This window comes from Actinomadura sp. NAK00032 (assembly GCF_013364275.1).
Classification (GTDB): domain Bacteria; phylum Actinomycetota; class Actinomycetes; order Streptosporangiales; family Streptosporangiaceae; genus Spirillospora.
In genome coordinates this window covers 6223951-6244874 of the sequence record NZ_CP054932.1, presented here as the reverse complement: position 1 = coordinate 6244874, position 20924 = coordinate 6223951, and the positions used below count along the sequence as shown (strand labels likewise).

The 20924-nt window shown below is 70.3% G+C and carries 24 protein-coding genes; 10 read left to right on the top strand and 14 right to left on the bottom strand.

Annotated elements, in window-relative coordinates:
* Entirely contained in the window at positions 1–1242 is a 1242-nt protein-coding gene (locus tag HUT06_RS28820) for a hypothetical protein (RefSeq protein ID WP_176198576.1), read from the top strand.
* Between the two features lie 287 nt (positions 1243–1529).
* Entirely contained in the window at positions 1530–1703 is a 174-nt protein-coding gene (locus tag HUT06_RS28815) for an SET domain-containing protein (RefSeq protein WP_176198575.1), read from the top strand.
* Between the two features lie 183 nt (positions 1704–1886).
* Here the strand turns inward: HUT06_RS28815 and HUT06_RS28810 are convergent, their stop codons facing one another.
* From HUT06_RS28810 to HUT06_RS28795, 4 genes are read right to left on the bottom strand one after another with little or no spacing between them, the layout of a single operon-like run.
* Positions 1887–2180 carry a DUF1330 domain-containing protein gene (locus HUT06_RS28810; protein ID WP_176198574.1) on the bottom strand — a complete coding sequence of 98 codons (294 nt, stop codon included), beginning with the start codon at positions 2178–2180 and terminating at the stop codon, positions 1887–1889.
* A 33-nt stretch (positions 2181–2213) separates the two neighbouring features.
* The gene (locus tag HUT06_RS28805; RefSeq protein WP_217711502.1) at positions 2214–3602 is read right to left on the bottom strand and encodes an MFS transporter; all 1389 of its coding nucleotides are present in this window, start codon (positions 3600–3602) and stop codon (positions 2214–2216) included.
* A 41-nt stretch (positions 3603–3643) separates the two neighbouring features.
* On the bottom strand, positions 3644–4102 hold the full coding sequence (locus HUT06_RS28800) for a MarR family winged helix-turn-helix transcriptional regulator (protein ID WP_254715439.1): 459 nt from the start codon (positions 4100–4102) through the stop codon (positions 3644–3646).
* A gap of 24 nt (positions 4103–4126) precedes the next feature.
* Complete coding sequence (locus HUT06_RS28795; protein ID WP_176198572.1) at positions 4127–4312, bottom strand: hypothetical protein; 186 nt, start codon at positions 4310–4312, stop codon at positions 4127–4129.
* On the opposite strand from HUT06_RS28795, the gene HUT06_RS28790 reads away from it, so the two are divergent.
* The 3 genes from HUT06_RS28790 to HUT06_RS28780 all read left to right on the top strand — a co-directional run bounded on the left by HUT06_RS28790 (position 4228) and on the right by HUT06_RS28780 (position 6315).
* Positions 4228–5025 (top strand): amidohydrolase family protein, encoded by a 798-nt coding sequence (locus HUT06_RS28790; protein WP_302931838.1) that lies wholly within the window; start codon positions 4228–4230, stop codon positions 5023–5025. The genes HUT06_RS28795 and HUT06_RS28790 overlap by 85 nt on opposite strands.
* 16 nt (positions 5026–5041) lie before the next feature.
* A complete protein-coding gene (locus HUT06_RS28785) occupies positions 5042–5440 on the top strand; it encodes a RidA family protein (protein ID WP_176198570.1) in 399 nt (132 codons plus the stop codon).
* Positions 5441–5775: 335 nt separating this feature from the next.
* On the top strand, positions 5776–6315 hold the full coding sequence (locus HUT06_RS28780; RefSeq protein WP_176198569.1) for a nitroreductase family protein: 540 nt from the start codon (positions 5776–5778) through the stop codon (positions 6313–6315).
* 167 nt (positions 6316–6482) lie between these two features.
* On the opposite strand, the gene HUT06_RS28775 is transcribed toward HUT06_RS28780, so the two are convergent.
* From HUT06_RS28775 to HUT06_RS28755, 5 genes are all read right to left on the bottom strand, one after another.
* On the bottom strand, positions 6483–6791 hold the full coding sequence (locus HUT06_RS28775; RefSeq protein WP_176198568.1) for a hypothetical protein: 309 nt from the start codon (positions 6789–6791) through the stop codon (positions 6483–6485).
* Between the two features lie 113 nt (positions 6792–6904).
* Entirely contained in the window at positions 6905–7231 is a 327-nt protein-coding gene (locus tag HUT06_RS28770) for a hypothetical protein (protein ID WP_217711501.1), read from the bottom strand.
* A gap of 21 nt (positions 7232–7252) precedes the next feature.
* Positions 7253–7696 (bottom strand): VOC family protein, encoded by a 444-nt coding sequence (locus tag HUT06_RS28765; RefSeq protein ID WP_176198567.1) that lies wholly within the window; start codon positions 7694–7696, stop codon positions 7253–7255.
* A gap of 372 nt (positions 7697–8068) precedes the next feature.
* Positions 8069–8437, bottom strand: a complete 369-nt coding sequence (locus HUT06_RS28760; RefSeq protein ID WP_176198566.1) for a hypothetical protein — start codon at positions 8435–8437, stop codon at positions 8069–8071.
* A 1208-nt stretch (positions 8438–9645) separates the two neighbouring features.
* The gene (locus HUT06_RS28755) at positions 9646–10437 is read right to left on the bottom strand and encodes a hypothetical protein (RefSeq protein WP_217711500.1); all 792 of its coding nucleotides are present in this window, start codon (positions 10435–10437) and stop codon (positions 9646–9648) included.
* A 243-nt stretch (positions 10438–10680) separates the two neighbouring features.
* On the opposite strand from HUT06_RS28755, the gene HUT06_RS28750 reads away from it, so the two are divergent.
* Together HUT06_RS28750 and HUT06_RS28745 are read left to right on the top strand one after the other, a co-directional pair.
* Complete coding sequence (locus HUT06_RS28750; RefSeq protein WP_176198565.1) at positions 10681–11907, top strand: histidine kinase; 1227 nt, start codon at positions 10681–10683, stop codon at positions 11905–11907.
* Positions 11908–11959: 52 nt separating this feature from the next.
* Positions 11960–12622 (top strand): response regulator transcription factor, encoded by a 663-nt coding sequence (locus HUT06_RS28745; RefSeq protein WP_176198564.1) that lies wholly within the window; start codon positions 11960–11962, stop codon positions 12620–12622.
* Between the two features lie 317 nt (positions 12623–12939).
* Here HUT06_RS28745 and HUT06_RS28740 read toward each other — a convergent pair whose 3' ends face one another.
* Entirely contained in the window at positions 12940–14520 is a 1581-nt protein-coding gene (locus HUT06_RS28740) for a hypothetical protein (protein WP_176198563.1), read from the bottom strand.
* 454 nt (positions 14521–14974) lie between these two features.
* Between HUT06_RS28740 and HUT06_RS28735 the strand changes: the two genes are divergently transcribed.
* A complete protein-coding gene (locus HUT06_RS28735; protein ID WP_176198562.1) occupies positions 14975–15688 on the top strand; it encodes an SMI1/KNR4 family protein in 714 nt (237 codons plus the stop codon).
* Positions 15689–15779: 91 nt separating this feature from the next.
* A complete protein-coding gene (locus HUT06_RS28730) occupies positions 15780–16154 on the top strand; it encodes a hypothetical protein (protein ID WP_176198561.1) in 375 nt (124 codons plus the stop codon).
* Between the two features lie 462 nt (positions 16155–16616).
* Here the strand turns inward: HUT06_RS28730 and HUT06_RS28725 are convergent, their stop codons facing one another.
* Complete coding sequence (locus tag HUT06_RS28725; protein ID WP_176198560.1) at positions 16617–18245, bottom strand: acyl-CoA dehydrogenase family protein; 1629 nt, start codon at positions 18243–18245, stop codon at positions 16617–16619.
* Between the two features lie 142 nt (positions 18246–18387).
* On the opposite strand from HUT06_RS28725, the gene HUT06_RS28720 reads away from it, so the two are divergent.
* Positions 18388–19089, top strand: a complete 702-nt coding sequence (locus HUT06_RS28720; RefSeq protein ID WP_176198559.1) for a DUF1707 domain-containing protein — start codon at positions 18388–18390, stop codon at positions 19087–19089.
* A 6-nt stretch (positions 19090–19095) separates the two neighbouring features.
* On the opposite strand, the gene HUT06_RS28715 is transcribed toward HUT06_RS28720, so the two are convergent.
* The 3 genes from HUT06_RS28715 to HUT06_RS28705 are packed head-to-tail and all read right to left on the bottom strand — an operon-like array spanning position 19096 to position 20805.
* Positions 19096–19311, bottom strand: coding sequence for a hypothetical protein (locus tag HUT06_RS28715; protein ID WP_176198558.1), 216 nt, complete (start codon positions 19309–19311; stop codon positions 19096–19098).
* Positions 19312–19348: 37 nt separating this feature from the next.
* A complete protein-coding gene (locus HUT06_RS28710; RefSeq protein ID WP_176201688.1) occupies positions 19349–20083 on the bottom strand; it encodes a sirohydrochlorin chelatase in 735 nt (244 codons plus the stop codon).
* 11 nt (positions 20084–20094) lie between these two features.
* Entirely contained in the window at positions 20095–20805 is a 711-nt protein-coding gene (locus tag HUT06_RS28705; RefSeq protein ID WP_176198557.1) for a phosphoadenylyl-sulfate reductase, read from the bottom strand.
* Positions 20806–20924 lie beyond the last annotated feature (119 nt).

The following is a 20924-nucleotide window of genomic DNA, read 5'->3' as shown; positions in this document are numbered from 1 at the left end:
ATGACCACTACCATCGCACCGCCCAGCACCGAGGCCGAAGAGCGCGTCTTCCCGTTCCGCTCCAGCATCAGCACCCACCCCGCGCCGATGACGGCCTCGGAGAGCCCCAACGCGCCGACGAAGGCGTCCTTGGACCTTCTGATCTCCAACGACGGCTTCTCCCGCGTCAAGTTCGAATCCCTGACGATCACGTTCGCCGTCGCCGGCGACGACTGGGAGGCGGACGCCCCGAGCATCCTCACCCCCGTCTGGAACAAGGTCAGCCGGCCGAAACTCGAACTGCCCCCCGGCTGGACCGAGGACACCGGCGACCAGGAACCCGGCCAGTTCACCTTCAAGCCCGCCGACAATGAGGCCGGACCGAATGACGCGCTGCGCCTGCACCTGGACGGCATCCACGTCAGCGCCATCGAGGGCATCACCGACGTCGTCATCTCCATCGAGACCCCCCGTGGCCGACCAGGATACGAAGACGCCACTCATTCGATCGGAAAGTTCCCCATCGGCTTCGAGCTGAAGAACTTCCGCGCCGATGACCCGATCGTGGAGAACGGTCGTTCGACCAAACTCGACTGGACGGTCGACGGCGACCGCAATGTGACCTACCAGCTCTTCGTCAACGGCGTGGAGAAGCATCTCGAAGGCGGTCGGATCGAACCGCCCTTCCACACCGGCCCCTTGCATACCACGACGGTCTACGAGCTCATCGCCAAGCACCAGGTCGGCAACGACTGGCTTCCCTACTCCGACTCGACCGTCGTCCAAGTCCACGGCGGCGAGATCACAGCGGCCAACGCCCTCATCGCCGGGCTGCGGCCTGCACTCCTCAAAACCCTGATCTCCTATGAGACCCAAGAGGTGATCGGCAATGGGGGCGAAGCGGCCAAGTACGAATGCAAGGGCCCCGGCGACGGTCTCGTCGTGGGCGAGTTGACGATCACCGGGGGAGAGGGGGAGCAGGCGGACCTCGAAGTGCAGTTGATCTGCCAGGGATTCGCCCCTGTCGTGGCAAGGGCATCCGCCGGCACTTGCGGCGGATGCACCAGGCAGCACATCATCATGCCAATTCCCGGCGGGGAAGTCTGCGAGGTGCGGATCCAGGCTGAGAACAGCAGCAACACCACAGGCCGGGTCAAGCTCTACTGGGTCAGCCTTTCCGGAGACAATCGTGCTCCGAGTTTCGAGCCGTTCACAGCAAATCCGACAGGGGCCGAACAGGAGCGCGACCGCCGAGCTTTCTGACGTGTCGGGCTGAGCCGGCTCACCTTCTTGGGTGCGAAAAGGGAGGGGCGCGGTGAAGCGGGCGCGGCGAATACGGTGGTGTTCTTGTCCCGCAACGGACAGGTGCGGCCGCGTCGCCGATGCCGACCGACCTGCCGACGCGAAACGCAGTTTCAGACTGTCTGCTCGGCCGGCTCACCGGCCCCGAGCCCGCGCCCTGGCCGCGTGATCGGCTGGAAGAAATGATCGAGCAGTAGGCGGCTGGGACCGAATCTGCGAAACGGCCCCAGCTCAGATGATCGTCACAGGTGCAGGCACCCCACGAGAGGCACATCGCTCCCAACGCCCGCTACCACGAGGACTTCAGCGCCGCGGTCGTCGACATCATCGCCACCCGGCAGATCAGCCCCGGCGACGAGATCACCGTCGACTACACCCGCGGCGGCACCAACCCTCTCTGGTTCCCCCTCCCGCCGGCATGACCCGAGGCCGCGATCAGCGGCGGGGTCTCCGATCCGGGGTGGGGTTGGAGGGGATGTATCGGGCTCCCCGGGAACATGGGCGTCATGTTCCCGGGGGAGTCTGACGCAACGTCACGATCGCTGATAGTCCGTGCTCAAGACGCCCGGCAGAGGCACGTCGGCGAAGATCCGCCCGGCCCTCGGTCAGTCGATGCTTTCGACGATGCGGAAGTCGCGCTCGACACCGTCGGAGAGGGCGGCCAGCGCCTCCTGGTAGGCCGCGCTCTCGCGTGCCGCGACGGCCTGCTCGAAGCTGTCGAACTCGACCAGGACGACGCGCTCGGCGATTCCGGCGTCATACGCCGCGACCTGACCGCCACGGACAATGGTCCGACCGCCCCCGGCCTTGACGGCCGGAGCGGCCAGCTTGTTGTAGGCGGCCAGCTTCTCAGGGTCTGAAATGGTGCGGTAGACGCTGACCCAGTAGCCCTTGGGCATGGAACCTCCAGTGTTGGGATGAGTGAATCTGACTTACGGGTTGGCCTCGGACGAGCGTCGGCGGGCGAGAGCGAGGCTTGCCAGCGCCGTGACCGCCATGGCGCCGATGCCGACCAGCGCCGCGGTGGTGTAGGCGCCGTCGTCGGGGAAGAGGCGGCCGGGGCCGGTGCCCGCGGCGAGGACCAGGCCGCCGATGGCACTGCCCAGGGAGTACCCGACGCTGCGGACGACGTAGTTGAAGCTCATGGCGCTCGACGTCTCGCTCTTGGGGGTGACGGCCAGGATGACGCCGGGCATCGCCGCCGAGAAGCCGCCGACGCCGAAGCCGAGCACGCCCATCGCCGCGAACAGTTCGGCGAGGTCCGACCGGGCCGCCGCGAACAGGGCGAACCCGCCGCCGACCACGACGGCGCTGCCGGCCAGGAGCAGGGGGTCGGCGATCCGGGTCCGGACCCGCGGCGTGAGCTTGCCGGCGACGAACCCCAGCACCGAGAACGGGACGAGGACCAGCCCGGCGACGAAGGTCGTCAGCCCGAAGCCGTAGCCGGCGCCGTGCGGCGTCTGCGCGTACCGGGTGACGAGCGTGAGCAGGAGGTACATGCCGATCCCGCCGACGAACATGGCGAGGTTCGCCCCGGCGACCGCCGGATGCCGCGCCGCCCGCACATCGACCAGCGGCGTCGTGCTGCGCAACTCGATGACGGCCCAGACGCAGAGCAGCACCACCGCGACGGCGGCGAGGCCCGCCGCCACGGCGAGGTGCCGGCTCCACAGATTCCGTTCGCCGGCGAGGAACAGCACCAGGACCAGCGCGGCTGCCAGGACGACCGCGCCTGCCACGTCCACGCGCGCGGAGCGGCCTTCGGGTGCTTCGGGCACGGAGCGCCACGCGGTCAGGAGGGCGGCGGCGGTGACGACCAGGCCGAGGCCGTAGGCGGCCCGTACCCCGCCGAGCTCGGCGAGCAGTGCGGCCAGCGGGTAGCCGACGCCGGCCCCGATGATCGAGACCACCGAGATCAGGGCGATCACGGCCGCGCCGCGCTCCTCGGGGAGGTGGTCCCGGGCCACGCCCATCATCAGCGCCGTCAGCCCGAGCCCGACGCCCTGGGCCGCCCTGCCTGCCAGCAGCCACGCGAACGGCAGCGGCAGGACGGTGAGCGCGCTGCCCGTGACGACGACCGCCAGCGTGACCAGGATCGCGGCCCGCCGGTGCGGACCGGCTCCGAGCCGGCCGAGGACCGGCGTGGCGACGGCGCCGCTGAGCAGCGCGACGGTCAGCGTCCACTGCGCGCTGCCGAGCGAGACGTGGAACGAGGTCGCCACGCTGGTGATGAGCGGTGCCCCGAGGCTGGCGACCGCCGCCACGACCAGGGCGATGAACATCAGGGCGGGGACCAGCAGCCGCGCCTCGGAACGCGCCACCGGGAACGGCTTCACCGCGCCCCCGCCGGGCGGGCGCCCGGTCACTGGTTCGGCGCTTCGCGGTCCTGGCTTTCGAGGTCCGCCAGATGCTGCAGCGCCGGAAGGGCCGCCACCAGCGCCTCGACCTCGTCGCCCGTGAGCTTGCCGATCAACCGCTCGAACGCCTGGACGCCCGCCTGGCGCCGCGTCCGGACATAGGAGGCGCCGGCCTCGGTCAGGCACACCAGCGTGACCCGCTTGTCGGACGCGTCGCCCCGCCGCTCGACCAGGCCGGACTCCTCCATCACCCGGACCAGGACGGTCATCGCGGGCTGGGTGACGCCTTCGACCGCGGCCAGATCGGTGATGCGTCGCGGTCCGGTCCGGTCCAGGGTGGCCAGGGTGGCGGCGGACGTCAGGCTCATGTCCCGGGGGAGGCGCCTCGCGGCCCTGGTGGCCAGGCCGTAGAGGGCTGCCCCGATGGCGGCGGACGCGCCGTCGGCGGCGTCTTGAGGACTCATGCTCGAAGCATAGCATTTTTATATTCATCGTTTATGTAAATGGTGGGCGGCCTCGGCGTGCTGATCAACGATGTGGGCGCCTTCGACGCGCGGCTCGAAGGGTTCGGCGCGATCACCGACGCCCGGTGGCAGCACACCTTCGAGGTCGACTTCTTCTCCGCCGTCCGCGCGATCCGCGCCGGCCTGCCGTCCCACCTGCTGGAACGCCAAGGGGCGATCTCCGTCCCTACCCGGCGGCCGGCGGCCGGGCCTACCCCGGGATCCTCGACCATGTCGAGCGGCTCGCCCGGCAGTACGCCGAGGAGCCTTTGGTGCGGGTCATGTTCGGTCCGCACGCCGTCTACACCTGCGGCGAGGACGTCCTGCGCGAGGTCGCCCGCAGAGCCGCGGAGAGCGGTCTGGGGATCCATGTCCATCTCTCCGAGACGGCGAACGAGGTCGCCGCGGCGTCGGCCGAGTACGGCCGGACCCCGATAGCCATGGCCGCGGCCGCCGGTCTCCTCGGCCCCTCCACGCTCGTCGCCCACGCGACAAAGGCCACCGTCGACGACATCCGCCTGCTCGCCGAAGCCGTGTCCTTGCAGCGCGGGACCGCCGAGGACGCCGGAGCCTGGGCGGTGCACGACGCACTGGCCGCCGCCACCGTGCACGTAGCCGCCGCCATCGGCTTCACCCCCGCCTCCTTGGCCCCGGGGGACGCCCGCCGACGTTCGCGACGTCTACGTCGCCGGACGTCCACTCCTACTGAACGGCGAACTGCAGACACTGGACGGGGAACGCATCCTCTGCGAGGTGCGCCGTATCGCCGCACGCCTCAACGTCCCCGGAGCGGCCTAGCCGCCCGCGTCATGACAGACAGGCAGGGCCCGCGCCGTACGTCCGACCGGCCACCCGGCTCCACCGACACCAGAACCCATGCGTGAAGAAGGAACAACGCTCATGCCGATTTCCATCACCAACCCGTCCACCCTGCACGACCCTGTCGGGTTCGGCTACAGCCACGTCGCAAGGGTGGGCTCCGGTGAACTGATGCTCATCGCCGGGCAGTACGCCTCCGACCGCGAAGGCCACGTCGTGTCCGCCGACTTCGCCGAGCAGGTCGACCAGGCACTGGCCAACCTCGGCGCGGCCCTGGAGTCGGCCGACTTGCGCTACCGGGACGTCGCCGGACTCCGCACGTTCGTCGTGGACCACGATCCCGGCAAACTGGCGGTCATCGCCGCCGCCGTCCGGCGGATCTGGGGCGACCAGCCGCCCACGCAGACACTGCTCGGTGTCGCCGCCCTCGCCCTGCCCGACATGCGGTTCGAGGTCGACGCCATCGCCGTCTGCTCATGACTCGCGGGCCGCGCCCGGCACGCTGTTTCGGCCCTCGCCCAGGTCAGGTCCGCGCCATCCGGCCCGGCTCGGTTCGCTGCGCGCCGCCGACACCCTGCACGTGGGCCACGGACACGGCCCGGTCCATCACTTCCACGCGGTCTGGTAGCACCAAGGAGGTTCATGAGGCGGGGTGATCGTCGCCGGTCGGGACGAGTGGGCGTCGGTGTTCACCGGCCTGTTGCGCGGCAGTTCTGTCGTCTGGTGGGGACCGTCGCCTCGCGGTGGTGAGCGGACCGGCGCGTGGCGTCGGGCGTCGGTGGGGGCAACCGCCACCCGCTCCCTAGGATCGGCGGATGGGCACGAGACAGCCAGGTGAGTCGTTGCAGGCGCAGGTGGCCTCGCTGCGGGCCACCCGCTGGTTCACCGACCAGCCGGTGTCCGCGAGCGAGATCATGCGGGTGCTGGAGGCGGCCCGCTGGACCGGATCGGCCCGCAACCGGCAACCGTGGAGGTTTCTCGTCGTCCGAGACCGCGATCTGCTGCGGCAGTTGAGTCTGCTCGGCGGATACGCCGCTCATCTGGCCGTCGCTCCCGTCGCCGTGGCACTCGCCGTGGATCACGCGGCGGGAGGCGAGGACGCCGAGTTCGACGCGGGGCGGGCCGCCCAGAGCCTCATGCTCGCCGCACACGGCCATGGCCTGGGAAGCTGCCCGGCCTCCTTCTTCCCCTCGTCCAATGCCGACCAGGCCGGACGCCTGTGCGAGGTAGAGGCCCCCTGGAAGGTCCGAACCGCCATCTCGCTCGGTTACCCGGCAGCGGCTCCCCAAGGCAGATCCGCCATTCCCACCGGACGTCTGCCACTGGACCGCATCACTCGCTGGATCGGCTTCTGAGCGGGGTCTTGCGTGCCATAGCGCGGAGACGGGCGCCGCACCGAACTGAGCCACCGCCCGGCCGCCCCGACATCAGTTCCCCGAAGTGCGGCACAGCACCGACCCGCCCGACACGGGCCAGCGGTCGTTGCTGAGACCCGCGGGCCCCCGGGCCGAAGCCGATGCAGTCACCGTCCCGCGCGGCGAACGGGGCCACGCTCGGCGCGCGGGGGACGTGGACCGTTAGGGGCCATCCCACCGCCTGCCCGACGGTCGGCCGGTGGCATCGAGGAGGAGGCCAGCGCCCGCGCCGCCTCCGCCGTGGCGACCGCAGCCCGGGCGCTGGCGTCGTCACCCTCACCCCTCCGGTCGATGGTCTCCAGCAAGGCCGGGCGGGTGATCGCGGCGTTGCTGACCAGGACGTCGACGCGGCCGATCCCCGTCCCGCCGCCGGTGATCAGCACGGCACGGCCCCGAAGTGTGTTCGTGCGTTCCATGATCGGGACGCTGAAGCTTGACCTCGGGGGCAAGGTCAACCCCGCGGGGCCGGTTGGCGGGCGATGTAAGCCGAGTTCTCTCGGTGAAGTGCACTTCGACCCAACCGGATCGTTCAGGTGGGGAGAGCATCGCCCGGGAAGCCGTGGCAGAGATGGACATCGCAGCGCATCATCCCGGCTTGCACGCAGGGGTCGTCGGCCATGATCTCGGCGGCTTCCTCGGCCGGCACGGTCATGATCGCGACGCCTGCCACAGTGTCGGAGGCGACCGGGCAGAGGACGGCGATCACCCCCTCGGCGCGAAGCGACACCATGCGCCGTTGATGCTCGAGCTCTACTGCATCCGCGCCGTTCATGGTTCGCTCCGGAGTCCACTGAAGGAGCGCCAGGCTGAAAGGTTTCGCGGTCGAAGCCAGCGCCTGGATCTGTTCGTCGGTCACCCTTGTGCCCACCATGTCTCCTTATTTGTGGATGCGCTCGGCCAGCGACACGATGATTCCCTCAGGTCCGCGGACGTAGGCCATCCGCCACAGGCCCTCATATTCGCCGATGCCTCCTACCAGGCCGTAGCCGTCGGCCGCAGCCTGGTCGACGGCGGCCTGCAGGTCCCCTACCTCGAAAGCGACGTTGCGCAGGCCCAGTTCGTTGGCCGGTGCGGCTGGGGGACCCGCGAGGTGGTCCGGCCGTACGAAGCTCGAAAGCTCCAACGTGGTTCCGCCTCCAGGCGGCCGCAGCATGACGATCTCGGTGGCAGCGCCGGTCATGCCGATCACCGTGTCCAAGAACTCGCCTTCGACGGCCATCTTCTGATCGGCCTCCAATCCGAGGCCGACGAAGAACGCCGTCACGGCGTCGAGGTCGGCAACGGTGATACCAACGTGGTCGAAGCGCTGTATGAAGCCCATCGTTCGCCTTCCCGTGCACCTTGAGGCCCCTGAAGCCTTCGAGCGCCCGGTTATCTGATGGCGGCCGGCCGCACGACCCAGAGCACGAACGGTACGCCACGTCCTCCCGAACGGGTGGCACGATCGGCTGATCGCGACCAGCGCCGGACCTTCCCCACGTCACCGGATAGCCGGCACCCACACCCTGGACATGGCAGGAGGGCGGCATCTGGCCGCTGAGGGAGGGCTTCAAGATCGCTGCTGGTCACCCGACTGCGTCAGAAGAGGTTGTTGCTCAGCCGTGGGGTGTCCTCAACCCATGCTTCGGCCACCGTCGACACTGAGGTAGACCGGGGTCGGGAAAGCTACCGACAGTCCGCACCGGTTGTCGGTTCAGTCGGTCAGGAAGGCTTGCATCTCCTTCTCGAGTTCGCCGTCGGGCTCAGCTGATGCGGCAGCGCTGATCCAGACCCGAAGACGGCTCGGTCGGTGCTCCGGCGGCCAGGACGTCAAGACCTGAAGCGCACGGCGCCGTGTCGGCGTTGTTCGAGCGGACAGGCAGATCCGGAGCAGCTCGACGCCGGCGCCGGGATGTTCGTCCAGGTCGTTGATGACGGCGGCCAGCGCACGATCGAGGGTGTGTTCGGGGCCGAGACCGCGGCTGACGGTGGGGGCGCTGGTGAGCACATCGAGCGGGAGGATTCGTATGCCCAGGTTGACGGTGTTTCGTGCCAGGCCGTACTCGGTCAGATGCCGCGCCACCCCGTGCAGCGGTTAGGAGATCGGCCACTTGCGTGATGGCCTCCGGTTCCGAGGCCGTGCCGAAGTGGTGGGTCCGGACGCCGTCGAGCACCACGCTCGTGATGAGGGGCCCGTCCTCGCCGTTGCGGCCCGGCGGTTCGTCGGGGAGTGGGAACCCGCCGTCCGGCCAGGGGCCGGGGCCGTGCAGTGCGTTCAGAGCGAGAGCATGGGCCAGCAGGGTGGTCCGGTCTTCGACGGTACCACGGCCCGGCTCCCACTGGCCGGGGTTCACCGACTGGGGCGCAGGACGCCCTTTCCGTAGAAGATCATGCCGCCATGATGACACTCACCCGGCAGAACCGCTAAGGAGTCAGCTCCACAAGGGGGCCCGAGCCTGATCGACCAGTCCACGAGCTCTCTGAGTTTGTACCACGAGCCGACGTCGACGGTTTTTATGGACTGGGTCAGGATCGGCTGTGGCAGGACGAAGGGAGGGCGCGATTTGCGCGGCTGTCTCTCCTGGGGAGCCATTGGCGACCCGTCGGGTCGTGGCCGCTTCACCGTTGCCCGCTGCCCCACCGACGGGCTGGTTCTGTTCCTCGGTCAGAAGGAGGCACGGACACCATTGCCGTGGCGGGCGTTAAGGGGTCGCCGCCCTACTGGAAGAAACCGGAGTGCTTTCCATCGACCGATCACCGCCTTCGCGCGTCGCGCGTCAAGCGACGGGCAGACTGATGACGCTCCGCGGTAGATGAGGATGTTTCGTTGGTTCGAGGACCGGCGGCCTCGGCAGTGGAAGCGCGCGAACGCCAGGCTTCCGATGTGGCAGTTCGCGCGTCCTACTAGTCGATCTTTCGCGGAGAAAAGGACCACGCCGCTGCTCTTGTCGCGGCGCAGCGTGTCCATAACGTCGACGAGCTTGATCGTGGTGGTGCGAGCCTGCTGGGTTCCGCCGGATACTACGGCCACGCCCCGCAAACGAGGTCCCGTGCATATCGAGACGACGGCCTCGGAGCGCGGACACTGCGCCCAGCGGCGGCCGACGTGACGTCCGCGCCGGCCATCAGCCATCCCGCCGCGGACCGTGCGGCAGCATCAAGGCGAGCGCTCGCCAGACCTGCCGCCCAGGGCGGCGAGGCCCGCTGCTGCTACCGAGAACGCCCACTGCCGCACGACCGGCGAACGCCCCAAGCGCTGCGGCGACCGCAGCCGCCTCGATGTCGTTCCCGTCATCCCTCCTCGTCGGAGGTCGATGCGTCGTCAGGACGGTCAGCTGTTCGAGCGCGCACCAGCCGTACGCCGGTCGCGAGCAGCCACACGAGCCAGGCGGCGTAGCCGGGCATCCCCACGAAGAGGAGCCGTGAGCCGTCCGCGATCGCGAGGTTGGCCGCCCCGGCGGCGAGCAGCAGGCCGCCCCCGGCCACTGCGAGCAGACGCTGCCACGACGGCGTCAGCCGGCTCGCATGCGCCGCCAGCGCGGCGCCGATGAATGTGGTGCCGAGCGCCGGCAGCGCCAACGCGAAGGCTGCTGCATGCAATCGCCAGGCGAGCTCGAACTCCGGGCTCGGCTCGGCGAGCTCGCCGGCGGACAGCACGACACCGTTCCACAGGACGGCGTAGAGCGCGAAGACTGCCGAGAGGGTCGCGCCTGCGGGCACCGCGAGGCGCGACCAGTCCGCGCCCGCACGCCCGCGGCGCTCGACGAGCCCGTGGAGACCGGTCAGGAACCCGAGCAGCAGCGGCAGGTTCAGCGCCTCCAGGCCGACCGCGATCGCGACCGCGACCCGGTGCTCCGCGTGGAAGGCGAGCACCTCCTTGATCGGGGTCCCGTAGTCCGGCGCTCCGGCCCAGACCACCACCGCGTTCTGGATCGCCACCGACGCTGCCAACGCGACCGCCGTCGCGCCCACGACCCGCTCTCGGAGCGCTCGGGTCGGGATGGGCCCCGGCGTTGCCGCTGCCGCGCTCACGGGCACGTGCAGGGATTCCAGCGCGGTGGCGGGGTCATGCGGTGATCTCATCTCTCACTCCTTCGTTGCGGTCGGATGATCGGTGCAACACCACGTCATTCGTTGGAGCCAGGAATGGTCGGAATTGGTCTCGGAGTCTTCTTCGGCGTCCGTTCCGGTGATGTGGAACAAGATGCTGGAGCGGCCGGATACGCCGCTACGAGCCCAGGTCGATGATGGTGGGCCCAAGGTCTACACCGCGGAATCGACTTTGGTCGGATGCCGTGGGGCCCGACCCGGCCGTACCCTTCGATCATGATGGTCCCGGCGGACCCGCAGGATCGGAGTCCGCAACCGGCGGGCGCGACCGGCGATGCCGACCACGGTCCGGTACGCCCGGCCGAGCGCACGACCCGCGGCCGGGTGGCCGACGCCACGTGTTTCCTGCTGGCCGTCGGCCTCACGGTGCTCGCCCTGCGCGACGGCCTCGCGCAACACATCGCACCGGTCCCGCTCACCGTCGACCTCGTCCTCGGCGGCCTGTGCAGTCTGGGGGTGTGGCTGCGCCGACGCCGGCCGGTCGGCTTGGCCGTGGCCGTGGGTCTGGTCAGCGTCTATTCGACGTCGGCGGCGGGCGCGGCGCTCGTCGCGCTGTTCACCGTCGCGGTGCACCGGCGCTTCGCGGTGGTCGCCCCGATCGTGGCCGGGTACGCGCTCGTACCGTTCCTGACGCTGCTGGTCCGGCCCGACGTCCCGGTCGGGTCCCCGTCGGAGGTCGTGCTGGGCGTCGTCTTCGGGGCCGCGGTGCTCGCCTGGGGCATGTTCGTACGGGCCCGGCGCCAGTCGCTGCGGGAGCGGGCCGGACGGGTCGAGGCCGAACAGGAACTGCGCCTCGCCGAAGCCCGCCAGGGCGAACGCAACCGGATCGCCCGGGAGATGCACGACGTGCTCGCCCACCGCCTGTCCCTGCTGAGCCTGCACGCCGGGGCGCTAGAGCTACGGCCCGACGCTCCACCCGAGGAGGTCGCCCGTGCCGCCGGGGTGGTCCGCGACAGCGCCTACCAGGCGCTGGAGGACCTTCGGGAGGTGATCGGCGTCCTCCGCACCGGTGGCGGCCGGTCCGACGTGACGCCGGAACGGCCGCAGCCCACCCTGGCCGACCTCCCTGATCTCGTCGACCAATCGCGGCGCGCCGGGATGCGGGTACGGCTCGACTGGCGGACCGACGCGCTTTCCGCCGTACCGGCCGGTGTGGGGCGCAGCGCGTACCGGATCGTGCAGGAAGGGCTGACCAACGCCCGCAAGCACGCCCCCGACGGCGAGGTGGCCGTCACCGTCCGGGCAGCCCCGGGCGACGGCCTGACCGTCGAGATCCGCAACCCGTACCCGGCCGAGACCAGCCCTGCCGGCATCCCCGGCACCGGCACCGGCCTCATCGGGCTCACCGAACGGGCCGCCCTCGCCGGCGGACGCCTCGAACACGGCCCCACCCCCGCCGGTGACTTCCGGCTCAGGGCCTGGCTACCGTGGCCTGCCCTCTGATCGCGGTCGGAACCGGCCTCCGACCCAGGTGAGCACAGACAAGGAGCCCAACGTGAACGCACCGCTGCGGGTCCTCATCGTCGACGACGACCCGCTCGTGCGGGCCGGCCTCACCATGGTCATCGGCGGCTCGCCGGACATCGCCGTGGTGGGCGAGGCCGGCGACGGAAGCGAAGTGGCCGCCGCCGTCGACGCATACGCCCCGGACGTGGTGCTGATGGACATCCGCATGCCCACCCTCGACGGCCTCGCCGCCACCGAACGACTCCGCGCCCGACCCGACCCACCCGAGGTCATCGTCCTGACCACCTTCGACGCCGACGAGTACGTCCTGCGCGCCCTGCGCGCCGGGGCCAGCGGCTTCCTGCTCAAACACACGCCACCCGCCGAGATCCTGCGCGCCATCGCGCGGGTCGCGGCCGGCGAACCCATCCTGTCGCCGACCGTCACCCGGCAGCTCATCGCCCATCTCAGCGACACCGGCGCCGCCGCCCGGCGACACCACGCCACCACCGCGCTGCATCAGCTCAGCGAACGCGAACGCGAGGTCGCCATCGCCGTCGGGCGGGGCAAGTCCAACGCCGAGATCGCGGGCGAGCTGTGCATGAGCGTGGCTACCGTGAAAGCCCACATCTCCCGCATATTCACCAAACTCGATCTCAACAACCGCACCCAGGTCGCCCTGCTCGCCCACGACGCCGGCCTCACCGGCTGACACCGGCAGCCTTCTGGCCCCTGCCCACACCCGGCGCGGGCGGGCAAGCCGACCTGCTGGCCGGAGAGCCGGCGGCAGAAGAGGGCGTTGCTCACTCAGCCGTGGGCTGTCCTCAGCTCATGCTTCGGCCACCGTCGACACTGAGGTAGACCGGGTCGGGAAAGCCATGGACAGCCGTCAGCGCTGAAGGCGATCTTGGGGTGAGTGTTCGGGGACGGTTCTGCGCGGCAAAACCCCGAAGATGGGTGCGGCACGAACCCAGAAATACCTGTCCAGGTCACAAGATTCCTGTGTTCGTGCCGCACCCGGTTGGCGGTTCAGCCGGTCAGGAAGGCTTGCATCTCTTCCTGAAGTTTGCCGTCGGGCTCAGCTGATGCGGCAGCGCTGATCCAGACACGAAGACCGCTCGGGCGGTGCTCCGGCGGCCAGGACGTCAAGATCTGGAGCGCACGGCGCCGTGTCGGCGTTGTTCGAGCGGACAGGCAGATCCGGAGCAGCTCGACGCCGGCGCCGGGATGTTCGTCCAGGTCGTTGATGACGGCGGCCAGCGCACGATCGAGGGTGTGTTCGGGTCCGAGACCGCGGCTGACGGTGGGGCCGCTGGTGAGCACATCGAGCGGGAGGACCCGCATGGCCAGGGCGATCACGGAGCCGACGGTCTCGCTGGTGGAGTGGTCGACCACCCAGCTCCAAGCATGGGCACTGGACGGATCTTGTTCCAGGTGGCGGAGCGCTTGGGCGACCACCGGCATCTCGAGACGGCCGGCACAGGACAGCGCGGTGTCGAAACCGTACGGACCGTAGTTGTGCGGATTGTTGAGGATCGCCAGCACCAGTTCGCGCCAGACTGGTCTGGCCAGCAGTTCCTCATAGCGATGTGTCAAGCGTTCGGGCTCGCCACGGGGCCAGTCGATGCCCGCGTCAGGCTGTAATGCGCACCGGTTGATGGTCAGCAGATCATCCAGCATGTCCAGCGTCGGCTCGGCTGTGGCGGCGAGTTCGGCGTAGCGGTGCATGGCGGGCACGGCGTCGTCGTAGTCGGTCATGTCCTTGGCCGGACCGCCGATGAGGGCGAGCGTGGCGAGGATGTGCCCGGCGCCTTTCAGCAGGGCCTGGTCCACCTCGGGTTCCAGGAGGGCGGTGTAGAGCTCCCCGGTCGTTGCGGCTATGTGTGCCAAGTACTCGTTCAGAATGCCATTGCGGAATCCCTCACGCAGCAGCCATGCCTTGATCTCAGGATCGTTGCTGCCTTCCAGACGCTCCACCGCATGGATCCGTCCCCAGTCCTTGACCTGCCGCGCCAGCTTATAGACGGCGTGTTGCGGGTCTGGTTGGGTTTTCACCAGGGCCACCACGGCGTACAGGGTGAGTTCCTCGAGTGCGCCGAGCAGGAGCAGCAACTCGCGGTCGCGTTCGTCTCCGCATTCCCCCAGCACCACGATGCCCAGCTTGACGGCGTTTCGTGCCGGGCCGTACTCGGTCAGATGCCGCGCCACCCCATGCAGCGGTTCACGGGGCAGATTGCGTGATCGAAGCTCTTTGACCAGGTCATCAGCTAGATCGACCGCATGCTGCCGGGCGAGGACCGCATGCAGCCGGGCCAACGATGCGGGGTCGGGGAAGGCTGACACGGCCGCTTCCAGGAGATCGGCCACTTGCGTGATGGCCTCCGGGTTCGAGGCCGTGCCGAAGTGGTGGGTCCGGACGCCGTCGAGCACCACGCTCGTGATGAGGGGCCCGTCCTCGCCGTTGCGGCCCGGCGGTTCGTCGGGGAGTGGGAACCCGCCGTCCGGCCAGGGGCCGGGGCCGTGCAGTGCGTTCAGAGCGAGAGCATGGGCCAGCAGGGTGGTCCGGTCATCGACGGGACCACGGCCCGGCTCCCACTGGCCGGGGTTCACCGACTGGGGCGCAGGACGCCCTTTCCGTAGAAGATCATGCCGCGATAATGACACTTACCCGGCAGAACCGCAAAGGAGCCAGCTCCACAACAGGACCAGAGCCTGATCGACCAGTCCACGAGCTCCCTGAGTTCGTAGCACGAGCCGACGTCGACACTCCTTACGGCCCGGGTCAGGATCGGCTGTGTGGCAGAACGAGCGGAAGGCGCGATCCGCGCGGCTGTCTCTCCTGGGGAGCCATTGGCGACCCGTCGGGTCGTGGCCGCTTCACCGTTGCCCGCTACACCACCGACGGGCTCCGCGGCATGAGCGGACGTGGCCGGCGGCGTCCGGGCTGTTCAGTGTTTCTGGACACACCCGAATGTTTCGGGGATACAACTGATGCCGAACTGTGGTGCGGGGCCTTGGACCGAGGGACCTCTCCTTTCGGCCTTCGACCTGGAGCGGATACGGCATGGCATCCATTGATGGCGCACGCACTGTCGACCAGTGGCGCCGGTACCTCGCCGAGTACAGCGCCGAGGTGTTGCGGGTCGCCCTCGAAGACGACCTGCACGAGGTCGGCGACCTGCAACGATCCGCCGGCTGGCTGGGCTTCGACGGCGCCGACGAGGGCCGGCTCGCTGCGCTCGAGCAGCGTCTGGGCATTCGCCTGCCGCAGAGCTACCGGTCGTTTCTCGCAGCGTCTGACAGGTGGCTGAACCTTGGCCCGTTCATGTGGACGATGCGTACCAGCGGTGAGGTCGGCTGGCTTCGTGACGCAGATGCCGACTTGTGGGAGGTCCTCCGCGAGAACGCCACGCCCGAGGAGAGCGCGCTTGCCGACCGTGCGCTGCTGGTCTCCGGTGACGCCGACGCCCAGTACTGGTTGCTCGACCCCGAGGACGTCTCGGCGGCCGGCGAATGGGCGGCCTACGTCTGGGCCAGCTGGTCCCCTGGCCTCGGGGACCGGTACGACTCGTTCGCCGCGCTGGTGGATGCCGAACGTGCATCCTTCGAAGACCTCAGTGGGAGCGATGGCCGTCCGGTTCACCCCGACGGAGCCGACGAGCTGGTAGCCGAAGGCCGCGAACGGGCTCTGCAGGGCGAGGTCCGCGCTGCCGCGGACGCTTTCGCGAACGCCGCCGTCAAGGCTCGGGTGCCAACGCCTACCTCGTCGTCATTCTGAACGCCTTCCTTGATCCGACACATGCGCACCACGAGATCCGCAACGGCATCCTCGCCCACCCTCACGTGATCGAGAGATCGGTCCGGAACAGGTGCGCGCCGAAGCCGTGCCGCTGTTCCTGTACCGCTCGACCCGAACCGGATCGTCGGTTGCCCCGCACCGCCAGCTCTTCGCCGCGATCCTGACCGAGGAAGAGATCGAGCAGATCGACATCTTCGTGCCAACACCGCTACCGGAACCGCCCGACTTCCAGGAGGCGCTGCACCAAGCCCGGACGCTCGTCCAAACCGGGGCCACTGACCATGCCTGGAGCGTTCTTGCGGCCGCGCTACCCCGCTGGCACTCCGACTCCCCGTACCGCATCGCGCCGGTCGTACCGCTCACCGACCCGGTGCTACGAGACCTGGTCACCCCCGAACGGGCCCGAACCATCGTGTCCACGCCACGCGGGATCAAAGGCTACTGACGTCGATTCTGGTGCCTCTACGGCATCCGGCCACGCCAGAAATGGATCGAGCACCGCGGCCGAAGAGGTGCCGCTGGAAGGCTGTGATGTACCGCCAGTGGTCGCTGGACCCTCGGTGGGCAATCGTTCGACGTTGACGGCGGGCGTTGACGAACTCGTTGATCGTGCCCTCCGACGCGGGAGCGGGAGCCATGCGCCGGCGGGTGACCCGTGGAGCGGGGGTGGACGTCCGCTCATCGGCATGTGAGGGCGACTCGGCTCGCCATAGGTCGTTGGCGATGCCTGGCAGCCGCTGGGAAGCTGCGTCTGGGCATGCTGCTTGATCTGAGCGAATGTGGCCTTCGGCAGTACGGCTTTGGCGTTACGGAGTGTAATCGGGTGTTGGGCGGTGTGAGGTTGTGCTGCATGCGGTCGGCGTGAGGCGGCGGCTTGCCGTCGGCGAGTTCGCTGCTTGAGGTGGGGTCAGCCGAGTTTGGGGGTGGTGCGGTCGATGATGGGGGCGAGGTCGAGGCCGGGCGGGAGGGTGCCGAAGGCGGTGCCCCAGTCGCCGGCCAGGCGGGTGGTGCAGAAGGCGTCGGCTACGGCCGGGTGGCCGTGCCTGACCAGGAGGGACGCCTGCAGAGCCAGGGCCATGCGCTCGACGATGCGGCGGGCGCGCAGTTCGATGGTGTCGAAGTCGCCGAGGGACGCCTTGATCTCGCGCACCGCCGCGTCGAGGCGGGGGTCGGCGCCGGCGGCGCGGTCGACCTCGGTGAAGAACGCCTCGACGGTCTGCGGCTCCTTCGCCATGGCCCGCAGGACGTCCAGGGCCGCGACGTTGCCGGAGCCCTCCCAGATGGAGTTCAGGGGGGACTCGCGGAACAGGCGCGGCATGCCGGAGTCTTCGACGTAGCCGTTGCCGCCCAGGCACTCCAGGGACTCGGCGGCGTGCGCGGGCCAGCGCTTGCAGATCCAGTACTTGCTGATGGCGAGCGCGAGGCGTTTGAACGCGGTCTCGGCGGCGTCGCCGCGGACCGAGCGGTCGGTGGCGCCGGCGAGGCGGAGCATGGTGAGGGTGGCGGCCTCGGACTCGATCGCCAGGTCGGCGAGGACGTTGCGCATCAGCGGCTGGTCGATCAGGTACCTGCCGAACGCCTTGCGGTGCGCGGCGTGGTGCGCGGCGGTGGTGACGCCGAGCCGCATGCCGGCGGCGGCGCCGATCACGCAGTCGAGCCGGGTCATGTTGACCATCTCGATGATGGTGCGGACGCCGCGGCCCTCGTCGCCGACCCGCCAGGCGACCGCGTCGGCGTACTCGACCTCGGAGGACGCGTTGGACCGGTTGCCGAGCTTGTCCTTCAGCCGCATCAGGCGCAGCGGGTTGAGGCTGCCGTCCGGCAGGACGCGGGGGACGAGGAAGCAGGTCAGGCCGCCCGGCGCCTGCGCCAGGGTGAGGAACACGTCGCACATCGGGGCGCTGGTGAACCACTTGTGGCCGACGAGGCGGTACGTGCCGTCGGCGGCGGGCGCGGCCCGCGTGGTGTTGGCGCGGACGTCCGAGCCGCCCTGCTTCTCGGTCATCGACATGCCGGCGAGCAGCGCGTTCTTGGTGAGGGGGGCGCGCAGGCCGTAGTCGTACTCGTTCTTGGCGAGGAGCGGTTCGTACTGCGCGGCCAGGTCGGGGGACTGGCGCAGCGCGGGGACGGCCGCGTACGTCATGGAGATCGGGCAGCCGTGCCCGGCGTCGACGCGCCAGGTGTAGAACTTCGCGGCCCGCGCGACGTGGGCGCCCTCGCGGGGGTCGGCCCACGCGGCGCCGTGCAGGCCGTGCGTGACCGCGACGGTCATCAACTCGTGCCAGGCGGGGTGGAACTCGACCTCGTCGATCCGGTGCCCGTACCGGTCGTGGGTGCGCAGGACGGGCGGGTTCTCGTTCGCGAGCCGGCCCCACTCCTGGGCCTCCTCGGTGCCCGCGAGGCGGCCCAGTTCGCGCACCTCGGGCTCGGCCCAGCCGGCGCCCTCGCGCGCCAGCCCGTCCAGCAGGGCGGCCTCGTCGGCCACGTCGTGCCCGGTGAGCGGGGGCACCTGGTTGACGACCTCGTGCGTGTCCACGCCAGGCAGGATACAGAACCCGGTTCGGCCACCCGGAGATGGTGCCTGTACGGTGGCGGAGAGTCCATCCTCCTGAAGTGGTGGGACGATCTCGTCCCCCCGGCGGATTGTCGTGGTGCGCCGGGGGCATACCTTCGGAATCATGAGTCAGTCCAGTCCGCAGCCTGAGCGGCCCTGCCCCAGCCGCCCGCCGGCCCGGCGGCAGGACGCCCACCCCGTGCCGGATCCGCTCGACGCCAGAAGCGCGCCCGACGCGATCCGGGCGTCCGACGCCGAGCGCGAGGCCGTCGTCGAGCGGCTGCGGGTCGCCTCCGTGGAGGGACGGCTCACCTTCGAGGAGCTGACCGAGCGCACCGAGGCCGCCTACGCGGCGGTCAGCCGCGGCGACCTCGAAGGCATCACCGCCGACCTGCCCGGCATGGGCGCCCCCGGCGCCAACCCCGCGCCGCCGCAGGTCAAGCGCAGGTTCAGCGCCGTCATGGGGGACTGCAAGGAGCGCATCGTCGGCCGCATCGACGGGCCGCTGGAGGCGGTGTCGGTGATGGGCGACGTCGAACTCGACCTGCGCGGCGCGCAGGTGCCGACCGGCGAGGTCCAGATCTCCGCGACCGCCGTGATGGGCGACGTCAAGATCATCGTGCCGGACGGCGTCAGTGTGGTGCTGGCCGGCCACAACTTCCTCGGCGACCGCAAGGTCAACGTCCGCGACCCGCACCCGGGGGCGCGCGTCCCGGTCGTCCGCGTCACCGCCACCGCGGTGATGGGCGACATCAAGATCGTCGATGACGAGCACCACGCGCCCGTCCGCCGCGCCATCACCGACTGGTGGCAGAACCGCAGGTAGCCCGCGTCAGCGGCTGTCGTCGTGCCGCTCGGCGTCCTCGACGCCCGCCTCGTCCGGCGGCAGCGTGTCGGGATGCTCGTACCGGACGCCGGGCGTGCCCGTGCCGCTGGTCTCCTCCCCGTCGGGCACCGTCCGGCCGCGGGCGTCGGAGCGCCGGTTCACCGGTGCGAAGTCGCGGTCGTGCGTCTCGCTGGGCTCGTGGCCGGGGTCGTCGCGTTCCATGGCGGCCCGCATACCCGCTCGGCGGGCCGCCGAACGTCTAGCCGGCGGCGGCCCGGCCCGCGCTCTCCAGTGCCTCGCCGTAGCGGTGGACGATCAGCTCCGCGACCTCCGGGGCCGCGCCGAGCACCGGGGAGACCGCGTCGGCGCCGGCGGCCAGGGTCTCCGTGCGGACCTTGTCGGCGAAGTAGCCCGGCGCCAGGAAGTAGGACGCCACCGCCACCCGCGGGGCGCCCGCCTCGCGCAGCGCCGCCACGGCCTCGCCCGGCTTCGGGCCGGCCGCCGACGCGTACGCGGGGACGGCGTCGCGCCACCCGCGCGCCCGCCACTCGCGGGCGAGCCGGGCGATCGTGGCGTTCGCGGACGCGTCACTGGAGCCCGCCGAGACCAGGACGACCGCCGTGTCCGGGTCGCCGGGTTCGACGCCCGTGTCCCGCAGGCGGCGCTCCAGAGCGGCCATGAGCAGCGGGTGCGGGCCCAGCGTGGCCGCCGTGCGCAGCCGCAGGCGGGAGTGCAGGGCGCGCACCCGGTTCAGGACGCCCGGGATGTCGGTCTTGCTGTGGTAGGCGGCGGTGAGCAGCAGCGGCAGCACGACGGTCGTGCCCGCACCGTCCTCCGCCAGACCGTCCAGCACCTGGTCGGGTGTGGGCGGTGCGTGGTCCAGGAACGCGGCGTGCGCGGGCACGTCCGGGCGCAGCGCCCGGACGGCGTCGAGCAGCGCGGCGACGGTCGCGGCGGCGCGGGGGTCCCTGCTCCCGTGCGCGACCGCGACCATCGGGGGAGCGCTCACAGGTGGATGCCGCACTCGGTCTTGCCCATCCCGGCCCACCGGCCGCTGCGCGGGTCCTCGCCGGGCGCGACCGGGCGGGTGCACGGCGCGCAGCCGATCGAGGGGTAGCCGTCGTAGTGCAGCGGGTTCACCAGCACCCCGTTGTCCTCGATGTAGTTGTCCATCTCCTCCTGGGACCAGTCCAGGATCGGGTTGACCTTGACCATGCCGCGCTTGCGGTCCCACTCGACGACCCTGCGGTCGCGGCGGCTCGCGGTCTCGTCCCGCCGGATGCCGCTGAACCAGGCCATGTAGCCCTCCAGCGCGCGGCCGAGCGGCTCCACCTTGCGCAGGTGGCAGCACAGGTCGGGGTTGCGGCCGAACAGCCGGGGGCCGAGCGCGGCCTCCTGCTCCTCGACCGTGCGGGACGGGGTGACGTTGATGATGTTCACCGGGTAGACGGCCTCGACCGCGTCCCGGGTGCCGATCGTCTCGGCGAAGTGGTAGCCGGTGTCGACGAACAGCACGTCGATGCCGGGCTTCACCTTCGACACCAGGTGGATCAGCGCCGCGTCCGACATGGACGAGGTGAGGCAGATGCGGTCGCCGAACGTGGCGGCGGCCCACCGGATGACCTCCAGCGTGGGCGCGCCCTCCAGGGCCGCGGCGGCGGACTCGACGATGTCCTCGAGGTCAAGGGCAGGTCTGTCGGTCTCCAGGAGGGTCACCGAGGGATCTCCTTGCTCGCGGTGCCGGGGACTCCGACACCGAGGAACTTCAACGTGAAGGATCGGACGCAGTCGGGGCAGAACCAGGAACCGGGCGCGTCATTGTGGGGGGACGACCC